Genomic DNA, 26,178 nt, shown 5'->3' on the forward strand with positions numbered 1-26,178 from the left:
GCCCGAGGCGCCTGTCTCCGACAGAGTGGTGCCGGGTCATGGGCCCCGAAAAAGCGGCGCACTCTCAACGCACGCCGTGTCCCCGTCCCCATGCGCGTCCCAGCAATGCGAGCGCCTGGCCGTGTCACCTGGCCGTCGCGCCGCATGGCCTTCGAGTGACAAATGCCAGGGGGCTCGATGGAGGGATGCGCGGGTCGAGCGCCTGGGCTCCCGGGCGGCCGCGAACGCGGCGGGACATCCATCCTGGTCCGTGCAACGCGAGGGCCTTCATCGAGGACCGCCTCGTTCGCGCCTTCTCCGATGCACCGCCATGGCCCAGGCACCGCCAGGCGGCGCCCCACCTCGTGCGAACCCCTACCGCGCTACGAATCAGGCCACCTGGGGCGGCGGGGTGCCGGGAGGGAGGATTTCACTGCCGTAGGTCACCTCCCAGTCCGGGTGACCGAAGGTGTAGAGGTCCCCACCCAGGCGCGGGTCCAGCCCCAGGGGACCGAGGTCCTCGGGGTTCGGCGCGCCGCGGAGGTCCGACAGGGGACCGACGCCGAAGTAGCGCCCCAGGTCCCAGTCCGTGTCGTGGGCCATGGCGATGCGGCTCGCGACGCCGGGGTACTCGCCGGTCGGGAGGATGTTCGGGCCATTTCCCGCGGTGCCGCCGAAGGGGTCGAACTTCATCCACCACTCGGCGGGAATCTGTCCGCCCGTGCGGGCGCTGGCGGCCTCGGCCCAGGCGACGTGCGACGGCGAGCCGTAGTAGCCCTTGGCCTTGGACCACTCCTCGAGCGACGAGTAGCCCGCCTCTCTCATGGCCGCCCCGTAGGTGTGGGTGTCGTCCGCGAGCTTCTCGGCCATGGCGCGGTCCAGCTCGGACTGGAGGTTCTCCGGCGCAATCCCGAGGTCCAGCGGCTTCACGCGAATCTCGATGTAGTTGCGGGCCTGGAGGCCAAGCGGGAACACCGTCGTGGTGGTGCCGGTGTCCACGCGCACCGTCAGCTTGCCGTCCTCACCGGGGCCGGACGTCTGCGCCACGGCCCGCGCATTGCCGGCGGAGAGGGGCTTCCGTGCCGAGGCGGCGGGGGCCGGGGTCTCCAGGGCTACCTGCTGCCGGGCGCCCGCCTTCTTCGGGGCGTCGAAGCCGTCGGTGGACCCGCTGCCCCGCACCGGGTTGCCGGCGGGCGCCGCCACGTTCTTCTTCTCCGGGGCCGGCGAGGACTTCACCTCACGCGGAGCGGGGGGCGGCTGGGGCGACGACGTCTTGGAGATCTTCGACATGGTGGTGACTCCCCTGGCCCGGCGTGCGGTGGCCAGCGTCCACCGACATTGTCGTGAGAGGTGGGGCGGAAGTTGTCTCGTCGCGTCACCGCCCCGTTGAGGGCGCGCTCGCAGCCCCGCACGAAGGCCCCCCGCCAGGGCGGCGGGGAGCAGAGGGGGTGGTCAGAGGTGGTAGTGGCCCGCGGCCTCGGGCTGGTACGGGACCTCGACGATGCGCAGGCGCTTGCTGCGGCCGCCCGGCAGGGGCCAGGTGATGGACTGGCCCACCGAGAGGCCGATGAGCGCGCTGCCGATGGGCGCCAGGACGGAGATGCGGCCCTCGTCGCTGCGGGCGTCGCGCGGGTAGACGAGCGTCACCTGGCGCCGCTCGCCGGTCTGCTCGTCCTCGAAGACGACGGTGCTGTTCATCGTCACCACGTCCGGCGGCACCGCCTCCGAGGCGACCACCCGGGCGCGGGACAGCTCTCCGTCAAGCATTTCCGCGAGCTCGGCCATGCGGCCCCCTCCCTGGTGGTCGATGACGGAGCGCAGGCGCTCCAGGTCGGTCTCGGTCACGATGAGGGACTGCGGGAGGGACTGCTCGCTGGTCATGTCACACGGCTCCCATGAAAAAGGTAGGGATAATCCCCATTCAACACCTGGGAGCGCGGACTATTCCAGGACCCACCATTCAATCGCCGGGGCGGGCTCGAAATCCCCTCACGCGTCGAAGCGGTAGGGAGTCTCGCTGGCGGAAGCGCGCGTCGAGAACCGCTGACAGAACCTGTTCAGCTCGGAGTAGGGGGCGGTCGGCAAGACCTCCCGGAACTCCAGGTGCGTCACGAGGCAGAAGAGAGAGACCTCCAGGAAGCTCAGGTCCCGATGCGGCGGGAGTGCGGCGAGCGCGGAGCTCGCGTTCTCGTCCAGCCACGACATCATGTTGCCCAGGGACGTACGCATCTTGGCGTGGTGAGCGCTGCTGTCGCCGGCTCCGCCCACCCTGGACATGATCAGCGCGACTTCCGTCGACATGGCCTGAAGGACGAGCTCCTGCGCATTGGCAAGCACCGGCTGGTCGAGGTCCTCCGGCCATACCACCCGGGGCCTGGGGCTCGACTGCCGCCACAGCTCGCGGCAGACATTGAGCGCACCGAACCAGGTACCTCGGGGCGTCCGCAGGCTCGGTATCTTGAGCGCGGGGTTGCCACCGTAGTCCTCCGGATTGGAGGACATGATGTCGCGCAACACCTGGAACGAGTGGCCGATGCGCATCTCCGAGGCGAAGATGCGCGTGATGCGCGTGAAGTGTGAGCTCGAACGGCCGATGATGACTGGCCGGGTGAGCGCTTCGGGCGCGGCTGTCATGCGTGTTCCTCCGGAATCGGGGGACTACACGCGGCGACTGTAGGCGTTTTTCGCGCCCGTGGAACAACGGGTGGCTTCAGAAGGCACAGTCCGCGCCCCGGGAAGGCAGTACAGAACGCTGCCCCGAGAGGTACGTGTCCACGGACTTCGCCGCCTCGCGGCCATCCGACAGCGCCCAGACGATGAGGCTCGCCCCGCGGCTGGCGTCACCCGCGCAGAACACGCCGTCCGCCGACGTGGCGAAGCGCGCGTCCACCTGCACCGTGCCGCGCGGTGAGAGCTTCACGCCCAGCTCCTCCGTCAGCCGCCCCGGCTCCGGCCCCGTGAAGCCCATGGCCAGCACCAGCAGGTCCACCTCGAACGTCACCTCGGAGCCGGGCACCTCCACCATTCGCGGCAGGCTCACGGGCTCGCGGTTCATCTCCACCCGCACCGCGTGCAGCGCCTGAATCCGCCCGTCGCTCCCGCTCAGCCGCTTCGTCAGCAGCGCGAAGGCCCGCTCGCCGCCTTCCTCCTGGCTCGTCGAGGTGCGGAACACCACCGGCCACTTCGGCCACGGGTTCCCCGCCGCGCGCACGGCGGGCGGAGCCGGCATCAGCTCCACCTGGAGCACGCTCTTCGCCCCCTGCCGCAGCGCCGTTCCCAGGCAGTCCGAGCCCGTGTCGCCGCCACCCAGAATCACCACCCGCCGGCCCGCCGCATCCAGCCGCGCGTCCTTCTGTCCCTCTCCCGCCACCAGCCGGTTCTGGTGCTCCAGGTACTCCATCGCCTGGACCACGCCGGACAGCTCGCGCCCCGGTACCTCCAGCTCCCTCGGCCGCCGCGCGCCCATGGCCAGCACCAGCGCGTCATGCTTCGAGCGCAGCTCGCGGAAGCTCACGGAGCCGCCCACGTCCACGCCATTCACGAAGGTGATGCCCTCCGCCTCCATGATGGCCAGCCGCCGGTCCAGCACCGACTTCTCCAGCTTGAAGTCGGGGATGCCGAAGCGCAGCAGCCCACCGGGCCGCGAGTCCCGCTCGTACACGGTGACGGTGTGCCCGGCCGCGTTGAGCTGCGCCGCCGCCGCCAGCCCCGCGGGCCCCGAGCCCACCACGCCCACCGTCCGCCCCGTGCGCCGCGCCGGAGGCCGGGGCTTCACCCAGTCCTCCGCGAAGGCCCGCTCGGCGATCTCCTTCTCCATCTGCTCAATCGTCACCGCGTCCCGGTCGATGGCCAGCACGCATGCCGCCTCGCAGGGCGCGGGGCACAGCCGGCCCGTCATCTCCGGGAAGCCGTTGGTCCGGCTGAGCAGCTCGTACGCCTCGCGCCAGCGGCCCCGGTACACGGCCTCGTTGAAGTCGGGGATGAGGTTCCCGAGCGGACAGCCCTGGTGGCAGAAGGGCACGCCACAGTCCATGCACCGGCCCGCCTGGCGCTTCGCCTCGTCCGGCGCCAGGGGCAGGGCGAACTCCTTCCAGTCCCCGAGCCGCTCCTGCTTGTCCCGCTTGTGCGCGTGGACGCGGGGCCACTCCATGAATCCCGTCGGCTTTCCCATGGTTCAGCCCCTCCCACCGGCGATGTGCTGAAGCTGCTCCCCGAGTGTCTCCGGAGGCTTGCGGGCCGCGCGCCGTGCCTGGAGCACGCGCTTGTAGTCCGTGGGCATCACCTTCACGAACCGCGGCACCATCAGCTCCCAGTTGTCCAGCACCCGCTTCGCCACCGCGCTGCCCGTGTGGCGGTGGTGCCGCTCCACCATTCCGTGCACGAGCCAGATTTCCGACTCGTCCACCAGCGACTCCAGCTCCACCATCTCCAGGTTGCACCGCTGCCGGAAGGTCATCTCCCGGTCCAGCACGTACGCCGTGCCGCCGCTCATGCCCGCCGCGAAGTTGCGGCCGGTGGGGCCGAGCACCACCACCACGCCGCCCGTCATGTACTCGCAGCCGTGGTCGCCCACGCCCTCCACCACCGCCTGGGCGCCGCTGTTGCGCACCGCGAAGCGCTCACCCGCGAGGCCTCGCAGGTACACCTCGCCGGCGGTGGCGCCGTACAGCGCCGTGTTGCCCACCAGCACGTTCTCCTCCGCGGCGAAGCGGCCGCCCTGCGGCGGGTACGCGATGATGCGCCCGCCGGACAGCCCCTTGCCGACGTAGTCGTTGGCGTCGCCTTCCAGCTCCAGCGTGACGCCGGCCACCAGGAACGCGCCGAAGCTCTGTCCCGCCGAGCCCTTCATCCGCACGTGGATGCGCCCGTCGGGCAGGCCGCGGCCTCCGTGCCGCCGGGCAATCTCGCCCGACAGCATGGCGCCCACCGCGCGGTGCGCGTTGCTCACCGGCACGTTCAGGAGCAGCGGCGGTCCGCCGTCCAGCACGTGGCTCGCGGCGCGCAGCAGCGAGTGGTCCAGGTGGTCCGACACATCCTTCCTCCAGGCCACCTCGCAGTGGCGGGGCTCGCTGGCCGGGGCCGCCGGAGCCGTCAGCAGCGCGGACAGGTCCACGCGCTTCGCCTTCCAGTGGTCCACCGCCGTCCGCTGGCGCAGCAGGTCCACCCGGCCCACCAGCTCCTCCAGCGTGCGAGCGCCCAGCGCCGCCATCTTCGTGCGCAGGTCCTCCGCGATGAGGAGGAAGAAGTTCACCACGTCCTCGGGCCTGCCCTGGAAGCGCTCGCGCAGCGCCCCGTCCTGCGTGGCGATGCCCGCCGAGCAGGTGTTGAGGTGGCACTTGCGCAGCATCACGCAGCCCACGGCCACGAGGCTCGCGGTGGCCATGCCGAACTCCTCGGCGCCCAGCAGCGCGGCCACCAGCACGTCGCGCGCGGTGCGCAGGCCGCCGTCCACCTGCACGCGGATGCGCGAGCGCAGCCCGTTGTGCACCAGCACCTGCTGCGTCTCCGCCAGGCCCAGCTCCCACGGCAGGCCCGCGTGGTGGATGCTCGACAGCGGCGAGGCACCCGTGCCGCCCTCGTAGCCGGAGATGACCACGGCGCCGGCCCCCGCCTTCGCCACGCCCGCGGCGATGGTGCCCACGCCCACCTCGCTCACCAGCTTCACGCTGACTCGCGAGCCCGGGTTCACCGACTGCAGGTCATAGATGAGCTGCGCCAGGTCCTCGATGGAGTAGATGTCGTGGTGGGGCGGGGGAGAGATGAGCGTCACGCCCGGCGTGGACCAGCGCACGCGCGCAATCCGCTCGTCCACCTTGTGTCCGGGGAGCTGGCCGCCCTCGCCGGGCTTGGCGCCCTGGGCCATCTTGATTTGAAGCTCGTCCGCGTTGACGAGGTACTCCGTGGTGACGCCGAACCGCGCGCTGGCCACCTGCTTGATGGCGCTGCGGCGCAGGTCTCCATTCTCGTCCGGGGTATAGCGGCGCGACTCCTCGCCACCCTCGCCGCTGTTGGAGCGCCCGCCCAGCCGGTTCATGGCGATGGCCAGCGTCTCGTGCGCCTCCGCGCTGATGGAGCCGAAGGACATGGCGCCCGTGACGAAGCGGCGCGCGATGGACAGGGCCGGCTCCACCTCCTCCAGCGGCACCGGGGTACAGCTCGCGGTCGAGACCTCCAGCAGACCGCGCAGGTTACAGTGCTCTCGCGTCTCGTCGTCCGCCAGCCGTGAGTACTCCGCGAACTGGACGGCGTCATTGGCGCGCACCGCCGCCTGGAGCTTCGCGATGGTGGCCGGGTTCCACTTGTGCCGCTCACCCAGGCGGCGCCACCGGTACTGGCCGCCCACGGGAAGGAGGCCCGCCTCCATGTCCGCCTCGGGACCGAAGCCGCGCGCGTGGCGCTCCTGCACCTCGCGCCCCAGCTCCGGCAGGCCCACGCCTTCCACACGCGAGGACGTGCCCGTGAAGTGCCGCTCCACCAGCGAGCGCTGAAGCCCCACCGCTTCGAAGAGCTGCGCGCCCCGGTACGACTGGAGCGTGGAGATGCCCATCTTGGACATCACCTTGAGCAGCCCCTCCTCGATGGCGTGGATGTACCGGTCCTGCGCCTTCTCCGCGTCCACGGCCAGCTCGCCCGCGTCCGCCATGGCGCGCAGCGTGTCCAGCGCGAGGTACGGATTCACGGCCGCGGCGCCGTAGGCGAAGAGGCAGGCGAAGTGGTGCACCTCGCGCGCCTCGGCCGTCTCCAGCAGCAGGCCCGTGTACATGCGGATGCCGTCGCGCACCAGGCGCTGGTGCACGGCGGACATGGCCAGCAGCGCCGGAATCGCCTTGTTCGCCGCGTCCACGCCGCGGTCGCTCAAGAGGAGGATGCTGGCGCCGGCGTCCACCGCGTCCACGGCGGCCGTGCACAGCCGCTCCACCGCGGCCTCCAGCGCGCCCTCGCCCCCATTCGCCGGGTAGAGGAGCGACAGGCGCTGCGTCTCGAAGAGGCCCTCGCCCTGGATGGCGCTCAGCCGCGCGAGCTGCCCGTTGGTGAGGATGGGGCCCGGCAGGGACAACCGGTGGCACTGCTCCGGCGTCTCCTCCAGGGTGTTGCTCTCCGGGCCCAGCGCGGTGGCCAGCGTCATCACCAGCGACTCACGCAGCGGGTCGATGGGCGGGTTCGTCACCTGCGCGAAGAGCTGGTGGAAGTACGAGAAGAGGCTGGGCGCCTGGTCGCTGAGCACCGCCAGCGGCGTGTCCGTGCCCATGGAGCCCACCGGCTCCTTGCCCGTCTCCGCCATGGGCGTGAGGAGGGTGCGGACGTCCTCGGCGGTGTAGCCGAAGGCGCGCTGAAGCCTCCACAATTCCTCGCCCCGCAGACGCTCGGGGGCGGGAATCGTGGGCAGGTCCTCGAAGGTGTAGACGTTGCGCTCCAGCCACTTGCGGTAGGGCCAGCGCGTGGTGATGTCGCGCTTCACCTCCTCGTCCTCGAGGATGCGCCCCTCCGTGGTGTCCACCAGCAGCATGCGGCCCGGCGTCAGGCGCCCCTTGCGGCGCACCTGCGAGGGCGGCACGTCGATGACGCCCATCTCCGACGCGAGGATGATGCGGTCGTCCTCGGTGACGAGGTAGCGCGCGGGCCTGAGGCCGTTGCGGTCCAGCGTGGCGCCGATGAGCTGCCCGTCCGTGAAGGCGATGGCGGCGGGGCCGTCCCACGGCTCCAGCAGGGACGAGGAGTACTCGTAGAAGGCGCGCCGCTCGTCGGCCATGTGCGCGTCGCCCTCCCACGCCTCCGGAATCATCATCATCAGCGCGTGCGGCAGCGTGCGGCCGCCCAGGTAGAGCAGCTCCACCATGTTGTCGAACTGCGCCGAGTCGCTCTTGCCGGGGACGATGATGGGTTGAAGCGACTCCAGGCTTCCGCCCAGCCGCGCCGTCTGGAGCAGCCCGCGCCGCGCCGTCATCCAGTTCCGGTTGCCGCGCAGGGTGTTGATCTCCCCGTTGTGCGCGATGAAGCGGAACGGCTGCGCCAGCTCCCAGGTGGGGAAGGTGTTGGTGGAGAAGCGCGAGTGCACCAGCGCCAGCGCGCTCACGAAGTCCGGCTGCTGGAGGTCCGCGTAGAAGCGGGGCAGGTCCACCGGCAGCATCAGCCCCTTGTAGATGAGCGTCTCCGACGACAGGGACGCCACGTGGAAGAGGCCCTTCGGGTCCAGGCCGCGCTCGCGGATGCGGTTCTCCGTCAGCTTGCGGATGCGGTACAGCTTGCGCTCGATGGCGCTCGGCACCACGCGCCGCCGGGCGATGAAGATCTGCCGGATGACGGGCGCGGCCTCGCGCGCCACCGGGCCCAGGTGCTCCGGGTCCACCGGTACGTCGCGCCAGCCGAGCACCCGCTGACCTTCCTCGGCCACCACCTGCTCGAAGGCGGCCTCGCACGCGGCGCGGGCCTCGGGCTCGGGCGGGAGGAAGACCTGTCCCACGCCGTAGTGGCGGCGGGGCGGCAGCTCGAAGCCCAGCCTGGGCGCCTCGCGCTCGAAGAAGCGGTGGGGAAGCTGCACGAGGATGCCCGCGCCATCTCCCGTCTTGGGGTCCCTCCCGGCGGCGGCCCGGTGGCTCAGCCGGTTGAGCAGCTCCAGGGCGTCCTCGACGATGCCTCGGGAGCGCTCGCCCTTGATGTGGGCCACGAAGCCCACGCCACAGGCGTCATGCTCGGTATCGGGCTCGTAGAGGCCGTACCGGCCGGGGAGGATTGCGGACATCAACTTCCCCCTTTCCCGCTGACGCGGGAGGTCATTGTTGTAACGCTAGACGCTAACGCGATGCGTCGGTTCACGTAAAGGAAGTCACGAGGGAAGGCCGGGTTGTCCGGCCGACCCCAGGGGATGGGTGGCGCGTCTGCCGCCGAGCACTCGCGGCCCGCCACACGGGACTCCGGGGCGGCGCGAGCGTTGGGGGCTTTACACCTCCCCGGCGCGAGACATTCCGGCGGGTTGGAGGTGGCCGGCCGCGAGCGCTCGGCGGCCTGGGGGCCGGGCCGTGAAGTTCCTTGTTCCAGGCCACCGCGCTTGCCATGGTCCGCGCGCCGCGAGGAGCGCTGAATGCCCTACACCCCCATCATCGGCACGCTGGGTTACGTGATGTCGCCGGACCGGCAGCGGGTGCTGCTCATCCACCGCAACGCGCGGCCGGACGACGCGCACTATGGGAAGTACAACGGCCTGGGCGGGAAGATGGACCGCGACGAGGACGTGGCCGCGTGCATGCGCCGGGAGATTCGCGAGGAGGCCGGCATCGAGTGCGTGGAGATGGTGCTGCGTGGGACTCTCTCCTGGCCCGGCTTCGGCAAGCACGGCGAGGACTGGCTCGGCTTCATCTTCCGGATTGAGCGCTTCGAGGGCACGCCGCTGGAGCGCAACCCGGAGGGCTCGCTGTCCTGGGTGCCGGTGACGGAGCTCCCCCGGCTGAACCTGTGGGACGGAGACCGGCACTTCCTGCCGCTGGTGTTCGACGCGGACCCGAGGCCCTTCCACGGCGTCATGCCCTATGCGGGCGGCCGCGCGCTGAGCTGGTCCTTCACCCGGCTGTAAGCGCGACGGGAAGAGCGGGCGCCGCGGTGCGTTGACCCCCGGCCCGGCGAGCAGTATCGGTCGTCCTGGCGAGGGCGATGATGATTCGTAATCTCGATAGGCTTCGCAAGGTCCTCTTCTGGGTCCACCTGGTGGCCGGCGTGGCCGCCGGGCTCGTCATCGCGCTCATGTCCCTCACGGGCGTGGCGATTGCCTTCGAGGCGCAGGTCCTCGAGTGGGCGGAGCGGGACGCGCGGCACGTCCAGGCGCCCGCGCCCGATGCGGCCCGGCTTTCCGTGGATGAACTGGTGGCCCGCGTGCGCGCCGCGAGGCCGGAGGCGCAGCCGTCGGGCGTGACGGTGTACCCGGGGCCGGACGCCGCCGTGCTGGTGAGCCTGGGCCGGGAGGGGCTCGCCTATGTGAATCCCTACACGGGCGAGGTGCGGGAGGGAGGCGCCCGGGGCTGGCGCTCGTTCTTCGGCTTCATGGAGAACCTGCACCGGTGGCTCGCCGCGCAGGGGGACGGCCGTGCCGTGGGCCGGGCCATCACCGGGGCGGGCAACGCCGCGTTCCTCTTCCTCGCCGTCTCCGGCCTGTACCTCTGGTGGCCTCGCAAGTGGACGCGGCGCGCGATGCGGCCGTCGCTCTGGTTCCGGCGCGGGCTGAAGGGCAAGGCGCGGGACTGGAACTGGCACAACGTCATCGGCTTCTGGTCGCTGCCCGTGCTCATCGTGCTGACGGCGTCGGGCATGGTCATCTCGTACAAGTGGGCCTCGGACCTGGTCTTCACGGTGACGGGCAATCCGCCTCCGGCGACGCAGGGGCCACCGGGGCAGTCGGCGGTGAAGCTTCCCACGCCGCCTCCGCCGGGCACCGAGCGCCTCGGGCTCGACGCGCTCTTCGCGGAGGCTTCGAAGGGGACGCCGGCGTGGAAGTCCGTCTCGCTGCGCCTGGGTGGGGGCCAGCGCCCCGGTGAGCCCCAGGGCGCGCGGGCTTCCCCGGCACCGGAGGCGCTCACCTTCACCGTCCGCGAGCAGGGCGCGTGGCCGCTCTTCGCGTCCACGCAGGTGTCGCTGAATCCCTTCACCGGCGAGCAGGTGAAGCAGGAGGGCTACGCCGACTACAACAGCGGCCGCAAGCTGCGCACGTGGCTGCGCTTCCTGCACACGGGCGAGGCACTCGGGTGGCTGGGGCAGCTCGCCGCCGCGGTGGCCTCCCTGGGCGGCGTCTTCCTGGTGTGGACGGGCTTCGCGCTGGCGTGGCGGCGGTTCTTCCCGCGCCGGCATGCCGCGCCCCGGCCTTCCGCGAGGGCGGAGCCGGGGACGACGGCCTGACGGGAGGAGCGCGGCCGTGAACGCGTGACGGGGGCAGGCCGCTTCGCCGTGACAAGGCCCGCTCCCCTGAGCCGCGCGTGGGACTTCCCGGTCAGCCCCGGTCCCTGCGCACGATGACCTTGCGGCCGCGCAGCGTCGTCTCCTTCAGCGCGGCGATGATGCGATTGGCGTCCGGCTCCGGCACCTCCACCAGCGAGAAGCTGTCGCCAATCTGGATGGCGCCGATGCGCGACGAGTCGAGCCCCGCCTCGCCGGCGATGGCGCCCACCAGGTCCGCCGGGCGCATGCCGGCGCGCCGGCCCGCGCCAATCCACAGGCGGGTGATGTCCCAGGACGGAGGGCCGCCGCGAGCCTTCGGACCCCGCTCCGGGCGTCCCCGGGGCGCGCCGAACGCGCCGGGCTTGCCGGGGCGCTCGCGGCGCTCCGCGGGCGGGGCGACGATGGGAATCTCCTCCTCCTTCTCCTCGCGGCCCTCGTCCTGCGCCTCCTGGAGGAGCTTCACCGCGGCGGCGGCGATGTCCAGCGGGTCGAACTCCGAGGCCAGGTCCTCCACCACGCCGCGCAGCCGGTCCAGCTCTCCGGCCACCAGCGTCTCGCGCAGCGAGGCGCGCAGCATCTCCTGGCGCTTCTCGCGCAGGTCCGCCACCGTGGGGACGGTGGACACCTCGATGCGCTGGCCGGTGACGCGCTCGATGTTGCGCAAGAGCCGGTGCTCGCGGGGCTCCACCAGCGTAATCGCCACGCCCTCGCGGCCGGCGCGGCCCGTGCGGCCGATGCGGTGCACGTACGCCTCGGGCGCGTTGGGCACGTCGAAGTTCACCACGTGGGACAGCCGGGGGATGTCCAGGCCGCGCGCCGCCACGTCCGTGGCCACGAGCAGGTCCGTGCCCTGCGACTTGAGCTGCTTGATGACCCGGTCTCGCTGCTCCTGCGTCATGCCGCCGTGCAGGGCATGGGCGCGCCAGCCGCGGCCGTTGAGGGAGACGGTGAGGTCATCCACCTCCGTGCGGGTGCGGCAGAAGATGATGGCGGCGGTGGGGGACTCCACGTCGAGCAGCCGGCCCAGGGTGGCGATCTTGAAGGCGCGCGGGACGACGTAGGCCGTCTGGCGGACGCGGGGCATCTCGCCCTGTTCCACCTTCTCGCGGGCAATCTTCACGCGCACGGGCTCGTGCAGGTGGCGCTCGGCGATGGCGGCGATGCGCGGGGGCAGGGTGGCGGAGAAGAGCGCCGTCTGCCGGTCCTCGGGCGTGCCGGAGAGGATGGCCTCCAGGTCATCCGCGAAGCCCATGTCGAGCATCTCGTCGGCCTCGTCCAGCACGACGGTCTGCACGTCGTCGAGCTGGAGCGTGCCGCGGCGCAGGTGGTCCAGCGCGCGCCCGGGGGTGGCGACGACGACGTCCACGCCGCGCTTGAGCACGCGGAGCTGCTGGCCGATGACCTGCCCGCCGTAGATGGGCAGCACGCTGACGCCCATCTTCTGCCCGTAGCGGTGGATGGCCTCGGAGACCTGCATGGCCAGCTCGCGCGTGGGCACGAGCACCAGCGCGGAGGTGGCATTCGGGCGGCTCTCGCCCGGCGTCAGGTGGTGGAGGAGGGGCAGGGCGAAGGCGGCCGTCTTGCCGGTGCCGGTGGCGGCGATGCCGAGCAGGTCCTTCCCCGCGAGCAGCGGCGGGAGGGCCGCTGCCTGGATGGGCGTGGGCTCCTCGTAGCCGAGTGTGGTGAGCGCCTCGACGAGCGCGGGCTTGAGGCCCAGCGATTCAAAGGTGGCGCGGGGGGATTCTTCGGGAGGAGGGGGGGAGGCTTTCACGGGCCGGGCTTGTATCACCAGCTCCCGCCGGGTGGGCTCCAAGAATGTCGGTTTTGTCCCACATCCGAAAACATTTCGACACGCTTACGTAAAGAACACGTCACGGCCCCCTTGCAGGGTTCCTGCTCGCCGGAGCGCGCCGGCCGGAGCGCGACGGCCACTTCCGGGAACACCTGTTCATTCGAGGGAACCGTATGCACGCAAGGCCGAGGGCCGCGACGTTCGCCGCGCCGATGGGGCTGATGAGTGCCCTGGCTTCGGAGCGGGGGCTGCGGGGGCTGGCGCTGACCGCGCTGCTCTGCCTGCCAGCCTCGGTGCTCGCTCGGGAGGGTGAGGCGACGGACATGGCTCGCTCCGAGGCGCAGGAGCCCTCCGTGGGTGCGCCCGGCGCGGGAGTGCCGGAGGTCACCACTCCGGCGGCTCACTCCGGGACGCAGGCTCAGCCGGGTGAATCATCACCCGCCGCCGATTCCAACGTGCCGGAGGCGGGCTCGGGGCCCACCGACGTCACGGGCGCTCGCGGCCTCATCTCCCTGCCCGCGGCGCTGGGCTCGGTGGAGGTGAGCGGCCGGATCTCCGTGCGCGAGGCGGTGGACGCGCCTCGCGGCGGAGCCTGGGAGGGTGGCCTCTCCATTCCCGCCGCGCGGCTGGAGCTGACCTACCGCCTCCAGAAGCGCCTGCGGGCGGTGGTGGAGCTGGATGTGCGGGGCGAGCTGAAGGACGCCTTCGTCTGGCTGAACCTGTCCCACGGCTTCGCGGTCCGGGCCGGTCAGTTCAAGATTCCCCTGTCGCTGGTGGAGCTGGAGTCCACGAGAAGGCTCCCGCTCGTGCGCCGCGGCCTCGTCCGTGACGTGCTGGACGACGCGCTGGGCATGAGTGGCCGCAGCCCCGGTGCGCAGGCGGAGTGGAAGTGTGGTGACTGCGGGCTCGCGCTGCTCGCGGGCGTCTACCAGTCGCGCGATGTCGATGATGACGTGGCGCTCGACAAGGGGCTCGGGCTCATGCCGGCGGTGCGCGCCACGTGGGACCTGGGCAGGCTGGAGGTGGGCGCGTCCGCGCTGTACCAGCCCACCGCGTCCTCCGTGGCGGGGAGCGGGAGTGGCTGGATGAGCGGGCTCGATGCGAGTCACTCGCTGTCGCTCGGCGTGGGCGCGCTGCGCACCTGGGCGGAGGTGAGGGTGGGGCGCTCACCGCTGCTCACGGGCACGCAGGGCTCGCTGCTCACGGGGCGGCTGCTGACGGCGTTTCGCATCGGCGGCGTGGACACGGGCCGGGCCTATGTCGAGCCCTTCGTCATGGTCTCCGCGTTGGACCCGGATCTCCAGTCACCCGACGACTCCATCTGGGAGGGCACGGGTGGCTTCAACGTGGGCCTGTGGAAGCAGTGGCGCCTGCAGACGCAGTTCGAGGTGCGCCGCACGGGCGCGTCCTTCCCGCTCCTGCTCCGCTCGCTCGACGGGAGCCTCGTTTCGCGCAGGGCGTTGCTGGTCCAGATGGAGGTCGGCTTCTGATGCTGGTGGTCTTCGAGGGAATCGATGGTTCGGGCAAGACGACGCTGTCCAATCGCGTGGCCCGCGAGCTGCGCCGAGCGGGCGTGCGGGTGCGTCATGTCCGCGAGGACGGCCAGCTCGCCTCGCCGGTGGCGGAGGGGCTGAGGCGCTTCACGCGGGATCCGCTCCACCTGGCGCTCACGCCCATGGCGGAGCTGCTGCTGTACACGGCGCGGGAGGCGCAGCTCCTGGAGGAGGTGACGCGCCCGGCGCTGGAGGCGTACGAGGTGGTCATCACCGACCGCTTCTTCTACACGGCGGAGGTGCTCGCGCGCTGGGGCCGGGGGCTGCCGGAGCGGGACGTGCGGCCGGTGCTGGAGGCCAGCACCCGGGGCCTGGTGCCGGACCGGTGCTTCCTCATCGACGTGGACCCGGCGATTGCCCGGGCCCGGCGCCGCATCTCCAAGCTGCTGGCCACGGACACGAAGTCACCGTCCCGGAAGGGGCTGGCCGGGGTGGGGCTCCAGGCCCGGCTGCGCGCCGGCTACCGTGCCCTCGCCTCCAGTGAGCCCGAGCGGTGGCGCATCATCGAGAACGCGGACGTGCCGCTCGACGTGCTCGTGGACCAGCTCGTCCAGGAGGTCCTGCGTCTTCACCGGGGCGAGGCCGCGTCCGCCGCTTCGTCACCGCCGCCTCCGGTGGCACCCATCCGCTCGCTGGCGGAGGCGCGCGAGCGCTTCCTGCATCGGGTCGACCGATGGATGAACGAGGAGCCGGGGCTCGCGGCCTGGTTCCTCGCCGGCATGGAGGGCCCGGACATCACCGAGCGCCGCCTGCGCCTGGCCGCGGCCTGTCCGGAGCTGGTGGCCCATGGGCTGGCGGGCCTGTCGGACCCGGCGTCGTGGGAGCTGCGGAGACAGTTGGAGGAGATCGCGCCCGCGCAGGTGCTGGCCTCTCTGGTGGAGTCGGCGGCGGACGCGCCGGAGGCGTGGGCGCTGCGGGAGCGCTGGGCGGCGCGGGCTCCGGCGGAGGTCGCGGCCTCGCTGGATGGGCTCGACTCGGAGCGGGCCCTGGCGCTGCGGGAGCACCTGTACTTCTCCGCTCCGGAAGCGGTGGTCACCTCGCTGGCGGAGCTCGGTGGGGAGCGGGCGTGGGCGCTGCGGGGGCGATGGTTGTCGGACATGGGCGGGGAGGAGGCGCTCGGCCGGGAGCGGACCTCGCGGACCGCGTGCCGCGCCATCACCGGTGTGGGCGACGCGCGGGCCTGGGCCTGGCGCGAGCGCGCGTGGGAGGCGGCGCCGGATGCCGTTCTGCGCTCCCTGAAGCGGCTGGACGACGAGCGGTCCTGGGCCCTGCGGGAGCAGCACGCGCCGCGTGCGCCCAAGGTGGTGCTCGGGTCGCTGGTGGGCCTGGACGGCCCCCGGGCCTGGCTGTTGCGTGAGGCGTACGGCGTCCAGTGCGAGGAGGTGCTGGACTCGCTCGCGGGGATGGAAGGGGCCGCGGCGTGGAAGCTGCGGGTGGCGCTGGCCGACACGTGGCCCGCGGCGACGGTGAAGAGCCTGGGGCCGCTGGCGGCGACGGGCCGGGGACGGATGCTCGTCGAGAGCCTGCTGAGGTCGCATCCCCAGGACTTCGCGCTCCTGCGCCAGGCGGCGCGGGTGGCGGTGGCCGGTGGGTGGGAGGTGCGTGATGCCTCCGCCTAGTGTGCTTCAGGAGGTGGGCACGGCGGCGCCCCAGGCCCTGGTGCTGGTGGACATCCTTCAGCGCTTCGTCGCGGCCCTGGTGCTGGGCGCGCTGCTCGCGTACCGGCCCTGGCGGCGGTGGATGCCTCGGACTCCCGTGCTGGCGCAGGAGACGGTGCACACGCAGTTGCTCATCGCCATCGCGGGCGCGGTGATGACAACGGTCATCGGGGACAGCATGTCGCGCGCCTTCGGGCTGGTGGGGCTCGGTGGATTCATCCGCTTCCGCTCGGGCATCAAGGACCCTCGGGACGCGGCGGTCATGTTCGTGATGATTGGCGTGGGGATGGCGTGCGGGCTGGGGGCGTATTCGATGGCGCTGAGCGCGACGCTGTTCTTCGCGGCGGTGCTGCTGGTCCTGGACTCGACCTCGCGGCCCCACTCGCAGCGGGTGCGGCTGTCGCTGGCGCTGGAGGACGTGGGGCAGGCTCTGCCGCCGCTGAGGACACTCCACCCGGATGCGCGTGTCGTTACGTTGGAGCAGGCGCCCCTGGAGGCGGGAGGCACCGCCGTCGTCGAGCTGGCCGTGCCCGCCGCGATGGACGGCCTGGAGCTCATCCAGGGATTGCGAGGCGCCCTTCCGGGCGTGCGGAGCGCGTCCATCGACCCGGGGTAGGGGCGCTTGATGGCCTGTCCGGTGAATCTCGCGCCGCCCTTCCTGGCTCTCAATGTAGAGAGGGCCGCGTCGGCATGCGGCCCTCCGGGCATGCCGCCCGGAGTCACGCCAAGGAGGGCGCGATGCGCTACAGGACGCTGGGAGGACTGATGCTCGGGGCGCTGATGGCAGGCTGCGGAGCGTCCGGGCGGGCAGAGGCCGGGCCGCCCGCCGGGAATGACCAGACGGTGCAGGCGCAGCCCGACGCGGGAGCGCTCACCCAGGATGAGCGCCAGGGACTCTTGTATATCCGCGAAGAGGAGAAGCTCGCGCGGGATGTCTACACCACACTCCTCGAGAGATGGGGGCACCGGACGTTCGCGAACATTCGCGAGAGCGAGCAGACCCACATGGACGCGGTGAAGAGTCTCCTCGACGCCTACGGGCTCCCGGACCCCGTCGAGGGCAGGGGCCATGGTGAGTTCAGCGACCCGTCCCTGCAGAAGCTCTACGACGAGCTCATCGCTCGGGGCACAACCTCCTTGCAGGCGGCCCTGGAGGTCGGTGCGGGAATCGAGGAGCTCGACATCGTCGACCTGCGGGCGCGGATGGCGCAGACCCCGCGCGGTGACATCCAACGCGTCTACGGGAACCTGATGGCCGCGTCCGGCAATCACCTGCGCGCCTTCACGCGGGCGCTGGGCCGGCAGGGGGTGGTCTACCAGCCCGTGTATCTGTCTCCGGAAGAGTACGCCGCCATCGTGGGCATGTAGGCGCGGAGTGGCTCTTCAGCCAACGAGTGAGGGCCAGTTGCGGCTGACCCAGGCGCGTTGCTCGGCCTCGGTCCGCCAGCGGCTGTCCTCGCGGTCGATTCTGCGCGAGGTTGCAAGCAGTGGCTCCAACGCCGAGAGCATGCGCTCAGCGAACGGGGCATCGTGCACGACGAGCAGCGCCTCGCTCTCCCAGTAGGCCGCGGTGACGTCCAGGTTGGCGCTGCCCACGGCGACCGCGGCGGTGTCGCAGACCAGGAGCTTGGCGTGCACGTGCGGGAAGACGCGCTCCAGCTCGGGCTCCCACGCGGGTGCGGGCGGCATGGCGAACTCATAGGCCACGCCGCCCGCGTCGATGACCGCGTCGAGACGGCTTCGGACGTACCGGTCCGCCACCTCGCGGAAGGTTCCGCCCGTGAAGTGGCCCTGCTGGCCGTAGCCGTAGTGCGGCCGGACGCTGCCAAAGAGGACCTCGACGCGCACGCCACGCCGGAGCGCGGCGACCAGCGCGTTCTGCAATTCGAGGAGCAGCGGGAAGGTGTTCACGAGGACCAGCCGCGACCGTGCATGGCGGATGAGCGCCAGTTGCGTGTCCAGGGTGTGCGTGTCCGTGAGCCCTTCGTGCAGGACGAGCCGCGCCGACATCGCACCGGCCGGGGCGGCGAGCGGCACCGCATACGGTGCTCCGCCCGCCCGGGTCCACTCGTCCAGGAACGAACGCTCCAGGTCCGAGACCAGGGGACCGGAGAGCCGTGCGCCACAGTCCAGCCAGGGCACGTCGCGGTAGTTCGAGGTCCGCTGGAGGGCCACCTCGTTGAAGCCCGTGTAGTAGGGCGCGCCCATGTTGCGCCCGGTGATGAAGGCCTGCTCCGTGTCGACCAGGAGCATCTTCCGGTGATTGCGCTGCTTCAGCTCGGCGAGGCTCGGCAGCCCGGACAGGGGCGCGATGGCCCGCACCTCGATGTTGGTCGTCTTGGAGAGGCCGACGAGGACCGGGTTCATCACGCCGAAGGTGTCGTGCCCGCTGTAGAGCGCATCCGCGAGCAGCCGCACGCGTACGCCCCGGGCCGCCGCGCGCTTGAGTGCGTCCGCGAAGCGCGCCGTGACGGCATCGTCCTCGACGATGTAACACTGCCAATGAACGGTGCTCCGGGCGGCGTCGATGGCGGCAATCGCCGTTCCTCGCGCGGAGGCATTGTCGAGCTCGAAGTCGATGGCATGGCCACCGACGCTCTGGCTGCCCCCGGCGAGTGACAGCTCACGGGAGAACGTGTCGGGCACGTCCGGCAGCCGCAGGGGCGCTGGAGCGTCTCCTTCGGGCAGGAGCAGCAGCTCGCTCTGGGTGAGCGTGCGGATGAAGGGGTGGACCGGCTTGTGCTCGTCGCGGGTGATGACCGCGGAGATGGCGGCGCCAGCCATGGCGAGGCGCACGGCCACGCGCAGCAGCCGCTGGGCATCGACCTGGCGTGGGACGTCATCAGCGCGCGCATCGTCGAGCCAGGCACTGGCGTCGATGAGGAGCGGCGGCGCGAGGCCCGGTGACAGCGTGCGCAGGCGCTCCCGATATGTGTCGAGCGGCTCGCTGTCCCGCAGGCGCACGAAGACGGGGTGACACGTGCCGCTCATGGCCGCGAGGGTGCCCTGGAGTGGCGCCTGGGCGAGGCGGCTGTCGATGAGCAGCAGCGGCCGCTCGGGAGCGAGCAGGTGGCAGGGGACGAGCTCTCGCGTGGTGGAGTCGCAGGCAAAGGCCAGGGCAGGAGTGTGCCCGCTCCGGACGTGGGTGAACCAGGACGCCGGCAGGGTGACGGTGCCGCCCTGGTGCTGGGCGCCTCCCAGGGGCGCGCCGCCTTCGAAGATGGTGAGGACGCCCGGCTCCGGGACGGAGACGCTCGACAGGAGCCCGACGCGCTCGACCGCGAACCGGGGCTCCAGCCCGGGCAGGAGCAGCGAGTCCGAGATGGCGTACCGCTCCTCGAACAGCGGAGGCGAGGGGAGCGTGCGCGGCAGCAACAGCGTGGGAACGTGGGCGTCCTGCAAGGCCCTGGCGCCGAAGAGCCCGAGCATCAGCGCATGCACGTCATCGACCGCGTCGGCGGGGGCGAGCAGGAGGTCCGCCCCACAGCGCAGCGCGGCCGTCTCGAAGACCTCCGCCCGGTCTCGGATTCCCTGCGCCAGTGCCTCCATGCGCAGCGTCTCGGAGACGCCCAGCGCCCGCGAGAGGGTGTGGAGCTGGCCGGCCCGGTGCGGGGCCTCGTTGGAGGTGAGTGCGATGAGCTCGGAGGGTGGGAGGCCCCGCTTCGCGACGAAGTCCGCCACCGAGCCCAGGCCCCTGCCATCGGGAGCCACCGCGATGGCGATTCGGGACGTGGGGGAGGGTGCCGTCGGACAGTGGGAGCCGACGGAGAGCACGTGAAGCCGCTCACGGATGGCAAGCGACAGGACGACCCTCACGCGCGCATGGGGCGACGTGCCGAGCAGGGGACCGATGACCACGAGCTGGGAGTTGTGCTGCCGGGCCGTGGTGGTGACCGCGTCGACATCGAGATGGTCCTCGAGTTGATGTCCGACGCCGCTTGCCACGTGCCAGCCCCGCGCGGCCTCCCAGAGCCGGTCGAGGGCGTTGAGGCTGGGCGGCCGTGGGGACTCCAAATCCCTTCGCTCGGGTGACAGGCCGTACAGGTGCACGCTGTCGGGAGCGGGCGCGAGACGCCGCGCGGCGGTGAGCACCTGCTCCGGGTCCGCACTTGCATCGAAGAGGATGAGCAGGCGTCGGAACATGGCGGTCTCCGTTGGGCCCTCAATCCTTCCAGAGAATCTTCCACGGATGCTTGCGCAGGTCCGTCACCAGCGTGCGCAGCTCATTGTACAGCGTGGGGTCCTGAAGTACCGCCCCGGCCGTTCCCTCACCGCCTTCAATCTTCGCCAGCACCCGGTCCGCCCGGGCGGCAATCCCCTCCAGCTGTCCCGCCGCGTTCGTGAGGCGCTCCAGCGCCACCTTCACCCGCTGCCCGTCCTCCGGCCCCAGCGTCCCCGTCACCGCGGCCAGTCCGTCCAGCGTCGTCCCCGCGGACTTCGTCAGCCCCGGCAGCTCGCTCCGCATGACCGCCGCCGTGGCCGCCGCGTCATCCAGCAGCTTCGCCCCCTTGCCTCCAGGCTGGAACGACTCACGCGCGAAGGCCGCCAGTTGCCGCAGGTCCTTCGAGGCCGCCGCCAGCTCCGAGGCCAGCACCTTCACGTCACCCTCGTTCTCCGTCAGCATCCGGTCCAGCGTCTTCGTCAGCCGCGACACGTTCGCCGCCAGCTCCGTCACCGCTTCCGGGTCCTTCTCCAGCATCGCGGACAGCATCTCCACGAAGCGCGAGAGCTGCTCCGCCAGCAGGTCCAGCCTCGGCGCATCCGTTCCGCGCACCGCTTCGCCCGCACCCAGCGGCTTCGGCGCGGAGCCCGGGTTCAGCTCCAGGTACGGCTCTCCCAGGAGCCCCACCGTGGCCACCGTCACCCGCGCATCCGTCCGCAGTGCGCCCAGTGCCTCCGGCGTCACCGCCAGGTCCATGCGCACCGGCATCGCGCGGCCCTGTTCATCCCTCCGCTCCGGCATCAGCCGTATCGCCTGCACGCGCCCCACCTGCACGCCGCCCAGCTTCACCGGCGCACCCTCCACCACGTTGCCCGTGTGGCCGAAGTCCACCGCCAGCCCCGCGGCCGAGCCCAGGGTCAGCTCCCCCATCAGCCACAGCAGCGCCAGCACGCCCACCACCGCCGCCAGCACCAGGGCGCCCACCTTCAGCTCCAACCGTCGCTCATCCATCCGTCGCACCCTCCATGAACGGCGCCGTCAGCACCCGAAGCTCGGGCGCGGAGGATTCCAGGAACCCGGCCGGCGGGCCCAGGTATGCACACCTTCCGCCCGCCACCACCAGCACCCGGTCCGCCAGCCCCTTCAACTGCCGGTAGTCATGCGTCACCACCAGCCCGCCCAGCCCCCGCGCCTTCAGCGACGCCAGCACGTCCTCCACCTGTGACGCCGCCCGCCTGTCCAGCCCCGTGGTGGGCTCGTCCAGCAACAGGTAGCGGGGCTTCAACACCAGCGCCCGCGCAATCGCCGCCCGCTTCTTCGCCCCCGGCCCCAGCTCCGGCGGCAGCCGGTCCGCCCACGCCTCCAGCCCCACCTGCGCCAGCGCCGTCTCCACGTCCTCCTCCGGAGCCTCCGGGTCCGCCAGCCGCACATTCTCGCGCAGCGTCCGCCAGTCCAGCAGCGCCGGGCCCTGCACCAGGTACGGCGCCTTGCGCCGAAGCCGCACCAGCTCCCGCTCGGGCAGCGTGTCCACCCGCTCGCCCCACAGCTCCACCTGCCCCGCGTCCGGCCGCAGCAGCCCCACCGCCAGGCGGCACAGCACGCTCTTCCCGGAGCCGCTCGCTCCCGCGATGAAGGTCAGCTCCCGCGTGGACACCTCCGCCGTCAGTCCTTGCAGCACCTGCCGCCCCGCCTCGAACGCGACGCGCACGTCCGTGAAGCGCAGGGTGTCTTCGGCGGGGGAGGGGGTCACGGTCGGCTCACAGGCGCAGCAACTGGAAGGCGAGGGATACGGCGAAGTCGATCAACAGGCACCCCAGGCTCGCCGCCACCACGCCGGCGGTGGTGGCCTCGCCCACCGCCTCGGCTCCGCCTCGCGCCTTGAGGCCCGCCACCGCCGCGGCCAGGGGAATGTACAGCCCGCAGCCTCCCGCCTTCAGCACCGCCGCCAGCAGGTCCCACCCGTCCACGTAGCGCGGGTCCATGAAGGACCGCCCGTCCACGCCGAAGGCGAACCCCGCCACCGCCACCGCGGACAGCGTCGCCGCGATGGTTCCCAGCACGCTCAGCAGCGGCACGCCCAGCACCCCGGCAATCACCCTCGGCGCTACCAGGTCGGCGTGCGGGTCTCCCGCGGACATCTCCAGCGCCTCCACCTGCTCGTTGACGCTCATGGTGGACAGCTCCGCCGCGTGGCCCGCGCCCGCGCGCGACGCCGTCAGCAGCGCGGACATCACCGGGCCCAGCTCGCGGATGAGCAGCTCGAAGTACGCGGGGCCCAGCACCGCCACGTTGCCCACGAAGCGCCGTGCCTGGCTGTTGGCAATCGTCACCAGCACCGCGCCGAAGAAGGCCATGCCGGACATCACCAGCCACACGCTGCGGCCACCCAGCTCGTGGAGTTGCGCGAGCGACTCGCGCCAGGGCACTCCGTTACGCAGTGAGGAGCGCACCGTGCGCGCCAGCATCACCGCCGGCGCTCCGAAGAAGGAGAGCACCGTGCTCATTCCATCCACCCCGACAGCAGCGAGGTGAGCAGGAAGTCGAGCACGAAGATGGCCGCGCACCCTCGCACCACCGCGCTCGCCGCCGCCTGTCCCACCGCCCGCGCCCCGCCTCGCGCGGACAGTCCCACCGCCGTGGACACCAGCGAGATGGCCAGCCCGAAGGCGCCCGTCTTCACCACGCCCCCCAGGACGTCCAGCGGGCTCAGCATGTGCGCGAACGTCCCGAAGAAGGCCCGTACCGGCAGGCCCAGCGTGAGGAGCGCCGCCACGGCCTCGAAGAGGATGGCCACCAGGAAGGTGAAGGTGCTCAGCGCCAGCATGCTCAGCTCCATGGCCACCACCCGCGGCGCCACGAGGATGGCGAACGGGTCCAGGCCGATGCCGCGCAGGCCTTCAATCTGCCCGCCCACCTGCATGGTGGCCAGCTCCGCCGCGTTCCTCGCGCCGATGCGCGCCGACATGATGAGCCCGAGCAGCAGCGGGCCGAACTCCCATAGCACCCCGTACCCCGACGCCCACCCCAGGAAGGCCCGCGCCCCGAAGCGCTGGATGTAGAGCCCCGCCTGGAGCACGACGATGACGCCCGCCAGCGCCGCCGTGGCCAGCGCCAATGGCAGCGAGCCGTAGCCGAACTGCACCAGCGCCCGCGCCAGCTCGCGCCGCTCCAGCCTCGGCAGCCCCAGCACCGTGCGCCCGGCCACCAGGCCCAGCGCTCCCGCGCCGCGCACCGCGTCCAGGCCCATGCGCCCCACCCAGCCCAGGGCCCTCATGCGAGCACCTCGTCCGGGGCGTGCTTCGGAGCTTCCGCGGAGGGACCGTTGTGCACCACCCAGCCCAGGGCCCTCATGCGAGCACCTCGTCCGGGGCGTGCTCCAGCTCCGGCGCGGGCGGCCCGTCGTGCACCAGCCGCCCACCGCGCAGGTACAGCCAGCGGGGCAGGGGCAGGTCCACCGGGGCCTCGGGCGCCGCCACCAGCAGCGTGCCGCCGCCGGCCACCTCCAGCAGCACCCGCGCCACCTGCCGCGCCGTGCCCGGGTCCAGCCCCGCGAAGGGGTCATCCGCCAGCAGCACCGAGGGCCGCGCCGCCAGCGCCCGGGCCAGTCCCGCGCGCTTCTTCATGCCGCCGGACAGCCGCTCCGGCAGCGTGTCCGCCGCGTCCGCCAGCCCCACCGCGCGCAGCACCTCGTCCGCCCGTGCCCGGGCTTCCGCCTCCGGCACGCGGCGGCGGGTGAGGGGCAGCAGCACGTTGTCGCGCACCGTCAGCGAGTCGAAGAGCGCGTCCGTCTGGAACACCATGCCGAAGGCGGCCTGCCTCGCGCGCCGCTCGCCGGAGCTCAGGCGCGCCGCCTCCTGCCCGTCCCACAGCACGCGTCCGGAGGCCGGGGCCACCAGTCCCGCCAGCGCCTTCAGCAGCGTCGTCTTCCCCGCGCCCGAGCGCCCGAGCACCAGCGCCCGCGTGCCGGGAGGCAGGGCGCAGTCCACCCCCGACAGCACCGTGCGCGTCCCGTACCGTACCGTGAGGCCATCCGCGCGCAGGTCCATGGCCGGAAGTCCGCTCCCGCCTCAGGGCTTCCAGCGGACGAGCGTGCCGCTGAAGCCCGCGCCCCAGACCTCCGCAGGCCCGGTGCCCTCGAGCGCGTTGAGCGTGTGGGGCGCCACGGTGACGCTGCTCCACGCCGTGCCGTCGAAGAAGTGGACGTCATTCGTGGCGGACGTCACCACGTAGAGCGCGGTGCGCCCGAAGGCCAGCAGGGCGCGAAGGTCCGCCGTGCCGCCTCCGGGGGCGGGCTTCACGCTCCATGCCGTCCCCGCGCGCTCCAGCAGCAGGCCGCCATCTCCCGCCACGTACGCGAGCCGGGGCGTCAGGACGCGCACCGCTCGCAGGTAGCCGGTGCTCGCCGGAACCCCCAGGTCCTCCTTGAGCCAGGTGCTCCCGCTCGCGGGCGCGCGCCACGCCACGGGGCGCTCCTCGCTGTCCACCACCTCCGAGCCCACCGCGAGCAGCGTCTCCGGGCCGAGGCCATGGATGGCGCGCAGGTTGGCCGCCACCCGGGTGACGGCCTGGGGCGCGGCCTGTGTCGGCGCGCCCTCCACGTACTCCCAGCGGATGACACGCCCCTGGCTGTCCACCACGAACAGCCGCACCGTGGAGCCCTGCTCGAAGCCCACCATCCCGTTGATGCCGCTCGTCGCCGGGCCGCTCACGCGCTCGCAGGTGTCGAGCGCCTCCGGCCGCACCGTGGCCAGCTCGCCCGCGCTCGAGCCGAGGAACACGCGCCCGTTGCTCGCCGCCCACGCCGCCTGCCAGGTGCCGTCGCAGCTCGCCACGGGCGTGAAGGTGGCCCCACTCACGTGGACCACCCGGCCCGTCTCGCCCGCCAGCCACCCCCGGTTCTCTCCGTAGGGCGCCACCGCGTTCCACCTCGCGTCCGCGGCGCCGACGGTGTCCTCCGTCCACGCCACCGCGCCGCACCCGGCAGCGTCCTCGTCCACCGTGCCATCGCAGTCGTTGTCCAGCCGGTCACACCCGTCGGTGGCGCCCGTGGAGGCGAAGCGCGAGCTCTCGTCGCAGTCGTCGCGCACGGTGGTGGCCCCCGGAACGGGCTCGGTGCACCGCGAGCCCGCCTCCGCTCCGGCCTTCCCGTCCCCGTCCTCGTCCACGTACCAGGCCACGGGCTGCTGCTCGCTGACACACGCGGCGGACGAGACGCCCTGGCAGGTCCTCACTCCCGGGCAGCCCAGCTCCGTGGCGCAGGTGGCGCCCACGGCGAAGTCGTCATCGTCCCTGGTGCCGTCGCAGTCCTCGTCCACGCCGTCGCAGAGGGACTCCCGCTGGCCGGGATGGATGTCGGCGTCCCCGTCATCGCAGTCACCCGTCCGCGTGGCCGTCCCCGCGGGCTGGACGCAGGCCGGGACGGGCAGGGCGTCCCGGGCTCCGTAGTCGTCCCCGTCCCCGTCCGCGTAGAAATTCCGGGCGTCGGGCGCGTCGGCCTCGCCATTCGCGCAGTTGTTGTCGATGCCGTCGCACAGCTCGGTGGCGCCCGGGTGGACGCCGGGGGCGTCATCATCGCAGTCCGTCCCGGGGAGCGCGCCCTGGCCGGAGACGTAGCCGTCGTCATCCAGGTCCTCGGCCCGCAGCGCCAGCCGCGCGCTGGTGACGCCCTCCACCGGCACCTGGGCCTCCACGGACTGCTCCGCCACCAGCGGCCCATTGCAGGAGCGCTCGTGCGCGGTGGCCGTCAGCGTCAGGTTCCGGCTCCACCCCTCGCGGCCCAGAATCGCCACCGTCCGCTCGTCGCTGCGGGCGCTGGCCTCCACCGGCACCTCCGTGGAGTCCGTGCGGGACGGGTCCTCCCGGTCCACCACCCTCAATGTCAGACACGCGGGATGGAAGGTGGCGTAGGAGATGGACACGCGCAGTGCCCCCGCGCTGGGAGGCGCGTCCTCCTTCCGGCATCCCATGAAGAAAACCGCCACCAGCGGCACACCGAGCAGGAATAAACGCATTGCCTGTGCATTCCCGGGCGCGCCCAGCCGCCCGCCTTCATGACGCAGTGAGGTCAGAAACCCAGGAGACCCCGAAGTCACCCATAGTCCGCCGCGCCCGGCA

General features: G+C 72.1%; 19 protein-coding genes. 6 read left to right on the forward strand and 13 right to left on the reverse strand.

What is annotated here, in order from left to right; genetic code table 11:
- Window positions 1-369: 369 nt before the first annotated feature.
- The 5 genes from K8638_RS12180 to gltB form a co-directional block, all read right to left on the reverse strand.
- Window positions 370-1,269, reverse strand: coding sequence for a hypothetical protein (locus K8638_RS12180; RefSeq protein WP_223754656.1), 900 nt, complete (start codon window positions 1,267-1,269; stop codon window positions 370-372).
- Between the two features lie 162 nt (window positions 1,270-1,431).
- Window positions 1,432-1,860 (reverse strand): nucleoside diphosphate kinase regulator, encoded by a 429-nt coding sequence (rnk, locus tag K8638_RS12185; RefSeq protein WP_223754657.1) that lies wholly within the window; start codon window positions 1,858-1,860, stop codon window positions 1,432-1,434.
- A 108-nt stretch (window positions 1,861-1,968) separates the two neighbouring features.
- Window positions 1,969-2,613 carry a glutathione S-transferase N-terminal domain-containing protein gene (locus K8638_RS12190; protein WP_223754658.1) on the reverse strand — a complete coding sequence of 215 codons (645 nt, stop codon included), beginning with the start codon at window positions 2,611-2,613 and terminating at the stop codon, window positions 1,969-1,971.
- A 76-nt stretch (window positions 2,614-2,689) separates the two neighbouring features.
- Window positions 2,690-4,150, reverse strand: coding sequence for a glutamate synthase subunit beta (locus K8638_RS12195; RefSeq protein ID WP_223754659.1), 1,461 nt, complete (start codon window positions 4,148-4,150; stop codon window positions 2,690-2,692).
- A 3-nt stretch (window positions 4,151-4,153) separates the two neighbouring features.
- Window positions 4,154-8,719 carry a glutamate synthase large subunit gene (gene gltB / locus K8638_RS12200; RefSeq protein ID WP_223754660.1) on the reverse strand — a complete coding sequence of 1,522 codons (4,566 nt, stop codon included), beginning with the start codon at window positions 8,717-8,719 and terminating at the stop codon, window positions 4,154-4,156.
- 339 nt (window positions 8,720-9,058) lie between these two features.
- On the opposite strand from gltB, the gene K8638_RS12205 reads away from it, so the two are divergent.
- Window positions 9,059-9,547: an 8-oxo-dGTP diphosphatase gene (locus tag K8638_RS12205; RefSeq protein WP_223754661.1), complete on the forward strand. Its 489-nt coding sequence runs from the start codon at window positions 9,059-9,061 to the stop codon at window positions 9,545-9,547.
- A gap of 77 nt (window positions 9,548-9,624) precedes the next feature.
- Complete coding sequence (locus tag K8638_RS12210; protein WP_223754662.1) at window positions 9,625-10,860, forward strand: PepSY domain-containing protein; 1,236 nt, start codon at window positions 9,625-9,627, stop codon at window positions 10,858-10,860.
- 91 nt (window positions 10,861-10,951) lie between these two features.
- On the opposite strand, the gene K8638_RS12215 is transcribed toward K8638_RS12210, so the two are convergent.
- Window positions 10,952-12,670: a DEAD/DEAH box helicase gene (locus tag K8638_RS12215; RefSeq protein ID WP_223754663.1), complete on the reverse strand. Its 1,719-nt coding sequence runs from the start codon at window positions 12,668-12,670 to the stop codon at window positions 10,952-10,954.
- Between the two features lie 194 nt (window positions 12,671-12,864).
- On the opposite strand from K8638_RS12215, the gene K8638_RS12220 reads away from it, so the two are divergent.
- The 4 genes from K8638_RS12220 to K8638_RS12235 all read left to right on the forward strand — a co-directional run bounded on the left by K8638_RS12220 (window position 12,865) and on the right by K8638_RS12235 (window position 17,270).
- Entirely contained in the window at window positions 12,865-14,181 is a 1,317-nt protein-coding gene (locus K8638_RS12220) for a porin (protein ID WP_223754664.1), read from the forward strand.
- Window positions 14,181-15,863, forward strand: a complete 1,683-nt coding sequence (locus K8638_RS12225) for a dTMP kinase (RefSeq protein WP_223754665.1) — start codon at window positions 14,181-14,183, stop codon at window positions 15,861-15,863. Before K8638_RS12220 ends, K8638_RS12225 begins: the two co-directional genes overlap by 1 nt.
- Complete coding sequence (locus K8638_RS12230; RefSeq protein WP_223754666.1) at window positions 15,850-16,518, forward strand: DUF4956 domain-containing protein; 669 nt, start codon at window positions 15,850-15,852, stop codon at window positions 16,516-16,518. Before K8638_RS12225 ends, K8638_RS12230 begins: the two co-directional genes overlap by 14 nt.
- Before the next feature lie 122 nt (window positions 16,519-16,640).
- Complete coding sequence (locus K8638_RS12235; RefSeq protein WP_223754667.1) at window positions 16,641-17,270, forward strand: DUF2202 domain-containing protein; 630 nt, start codon at window positions 16,641-16,643, stop codon at window positions 17,268-17,270.
- 15 nt (window positions 17,271-17,285) lie between these two features.
- Here the strand turns inward: K8638_RS12235 and K8638_RS12240 are convergent, their stop codons facing one another.
- From K8638_RS12240 to K8638_RS12270, 7 genes are all read right to left on the reverse strand, one after another.
- Window positions 17,286-20,045 carry a phosphatidylserine/phosphatidylglycerophosphate/cardiolipin synthase family protein gene (locus tag K8638_RS12240; protein WP_223754668.1) on the reverse strand — a complete coding sequence of 920 codons (2,760 nt, stop codon included), beginning with the start codon at window positions 20,043-20,045 and terminating at the stop codon, window positions 17,286-17,288.
- Between the two features lie 19 nt (window positions 20,046-20,064).
- Window positions 20,065-21,075: an MlaD family protein gene (locus tag K8638_RS12245; RefSeq protein WP_223754669.1), complete on the reverse strand. Its 1,011-nt coding sequence runs from the start codon at window positions 21,073-21,075 to the stop codon at window positions 20,065-20,067.
- On the reverse strand, window positions 21,068-21,814 hold the full coding sequence (locus K8638_RS12250; RefSeq protein WP_223754670.1) for an ATP-binding cassette domain-containing protein: 747 nt from the start codon (window positions 21,812-21,814) through the stop codon (window positions 21,068-21,070). Before K8638_RS12250 ends, K8638_RS12245 begins: the two co-directional genes overlap by 8 nt.
- Before the next feature lie 7 nt (window positions 21,815-21,821).
- Window positions 21,822-22,568: an ABC transporter permease gene (locus K8638_RS12255; RefSeq protein WP_223754671.1), complete on the reverse strand. Its 747-nt coding sequence runs from the start codon at window positions 22,566-22,568 to the stop codon at window positions 21,822-21,824.
- Window positions 22,565-23,338: an ABC transporter permease gene (locus tag K8638_RS12260; protein WP_223754672.1), complete on the reverse strand. Its 774-nt coding sequence runs from the start codon at window positions 23,336-23,338 to the stop codon at window positions 22,565-22,567. Before K8638_RS12260 ends, K8638_RS12255 begins: the two co-directional genes overlap by 4 nt.
- A 73-nt stretch (window positions 23,339-23,411) precedes the next feature.
- The gene (locus tag K8638_RS12265) at window positions 23,412-24,110 is read right to left on the reverse strand and encodes an ABC transporter ATP-binding protein (protein WP_223754673.1); all 699 of its coding nucleotides are present in this window, start codon (window positions 24,108-24,110) and stop codon (window positions 23,412-23,414) included.
- Between the two features lie 21 nt (window positions 24,111-24,131).
- Window positions 24,132-26,075: a putative metal-binding motif-containing protein gene (locus tag K8638_RS12270; protein ID WP_223754674.1), complete on the reverse strand. Its 1,944-nt coding sequence runs from the start codon at window positions 26,073-26,075 to the stop codon at window positions 24,132-24,134.
- Between the last annotated feature and the right edge of the window lie 103 nt (window positions 26,076-26,178).

It is taken from the genome of Myxococcus sp. RHSTA-1-4 (assembly GCF_020037125.1).
Taxonomy (GTDB): domain Bacteria; phylum Myxococcota; class Myxococcia; order Myxococcales; family Myxococcaceae; genus Myxococcus.

Excerpts from the sequence above, each read along its gene's own strand:
- K8638_RS12180 (WP_223754656.1), bottom strand. The coding sequence starts at position 1,269 with ATGTCGAAGATCTCCAAGACGTCGTCGCCCCAGCCGCCCCCCGCTCCG.
- rnk (WP_223754657.1), bottom strand. The coding sequence starts at position 1,860 with ATGACCAGCGAGCAGTCCCTCCCGCAGTCCCTCATCGTGACCGAGACC.
- K8638_RS12190 (WP_223754658.1), bottom strand. The coding sequence starts at position 2,613 with ATGACAGCCGCGCCCGAAGCGCTCACCCGGCCAGTCATCATCGGCCGT.
- K8638_RS12195 (WP_223754659.1), bottom strand. The coding sequence starts at position 4,150 with ATGGGAAAGCCGACGGGATTCATGGAGTGGCCCCGCGTCCACGCGCAC.
- gltB (WP_223754660.1), bottom strand. The coding sequence starts at position 8,719 with ATGTCCGCAATCCTCCCCGGCCGGTACGGCCTCTACGAGCCCGATACC.
- K8638_RS12205 (WP_223754661.1), top strand. The coding sequence starts at position 9,059 with ATGCCCTACACCCCCATCATCGGCACGCTGGGTTACGTGATGTCGCCG.
- K8638_RS12210 (WP_223754662.1), top strand. The coding sequence starts at position 9,625 with ATGATGATTCGTAATCTCGATAGGCTTCGCAAGGTCCTCTTCTGGGTC.
- K8638_RS12220 (WP_223754664.1), top strand. The coding sequence starts at position 12,865 with ATGCACGCAAGGCCGAGGGCCGCGACGTTCGCCGCGCCGATGGGGCTG.
- K8638_RS12225 (WP_223754665.1), top strand. The coding sequence starts at position 14,181 with ATGCTGGTGGTCTTCGAGGGAATCGATGGTTCGGGCAAGACGACGCTG.
- K8638_RS12230 (WP_223754666.1), top strand. The coding sequence starts at position 15,850 with ATGCCTCCGCCTAGTGTGCTTCAGGAGGTGGGCACGGCGGCGCCCCAG.
- K8638_RS12235 (WP_223754667.1), top strand. The coding sequence starts at position 16,641 with ATGCGCTACAGGACGCTGGGAGGACTGATGCTCGGGGCGCTGATGGCA.
- K8638_RS12240 (WP_223754668.1), bottom strand. The coding sequence starts at position 20,045 with ATGTTCCGACGCCTGCTCATCCTCTTCGATGCAAGTGCGGACCCGGAG.
- K8638_RS12245 (WP_223754669.1), bottom strand. The coding sequence starts at position 21,075 with ATGGATGAGCGACGGTTGGAGCTGAAGGTGGGCGCCCTGGTGCTGGCG.
- K8638_RS12255 (WP_223754671.1), bottom strand. The coding sequence starts at position 22,568 with ATGAGCACGGTGCTCTCCTTCTTCGGAGCGCCGGCGGTGATGCTGGCG.
- K8638_RS12260 (WP_223754672.1), bottom strand. The coding sequence starts at position 23,338 with ATGAGGGCCCTGGGCTGGGTGGGGCGCATGGGCCTGGACGCGGTGCGC.
- K8638_RS12265 (WP_223754673.1), bottom strand. The coding sequence starts at position 24,110 with ATGGACCTGCGCGCGGATGGCCTCACGGTACGGTACGGGACGCGCACG.
- K8638_RS12270 (WP_223754674.1), bottom strand. The coding sequence starts at position 26,075 with ATGCGTTTATTCCTGCTCGGTGTGCCGCTGGTGGCGGTTTTCTTCATG.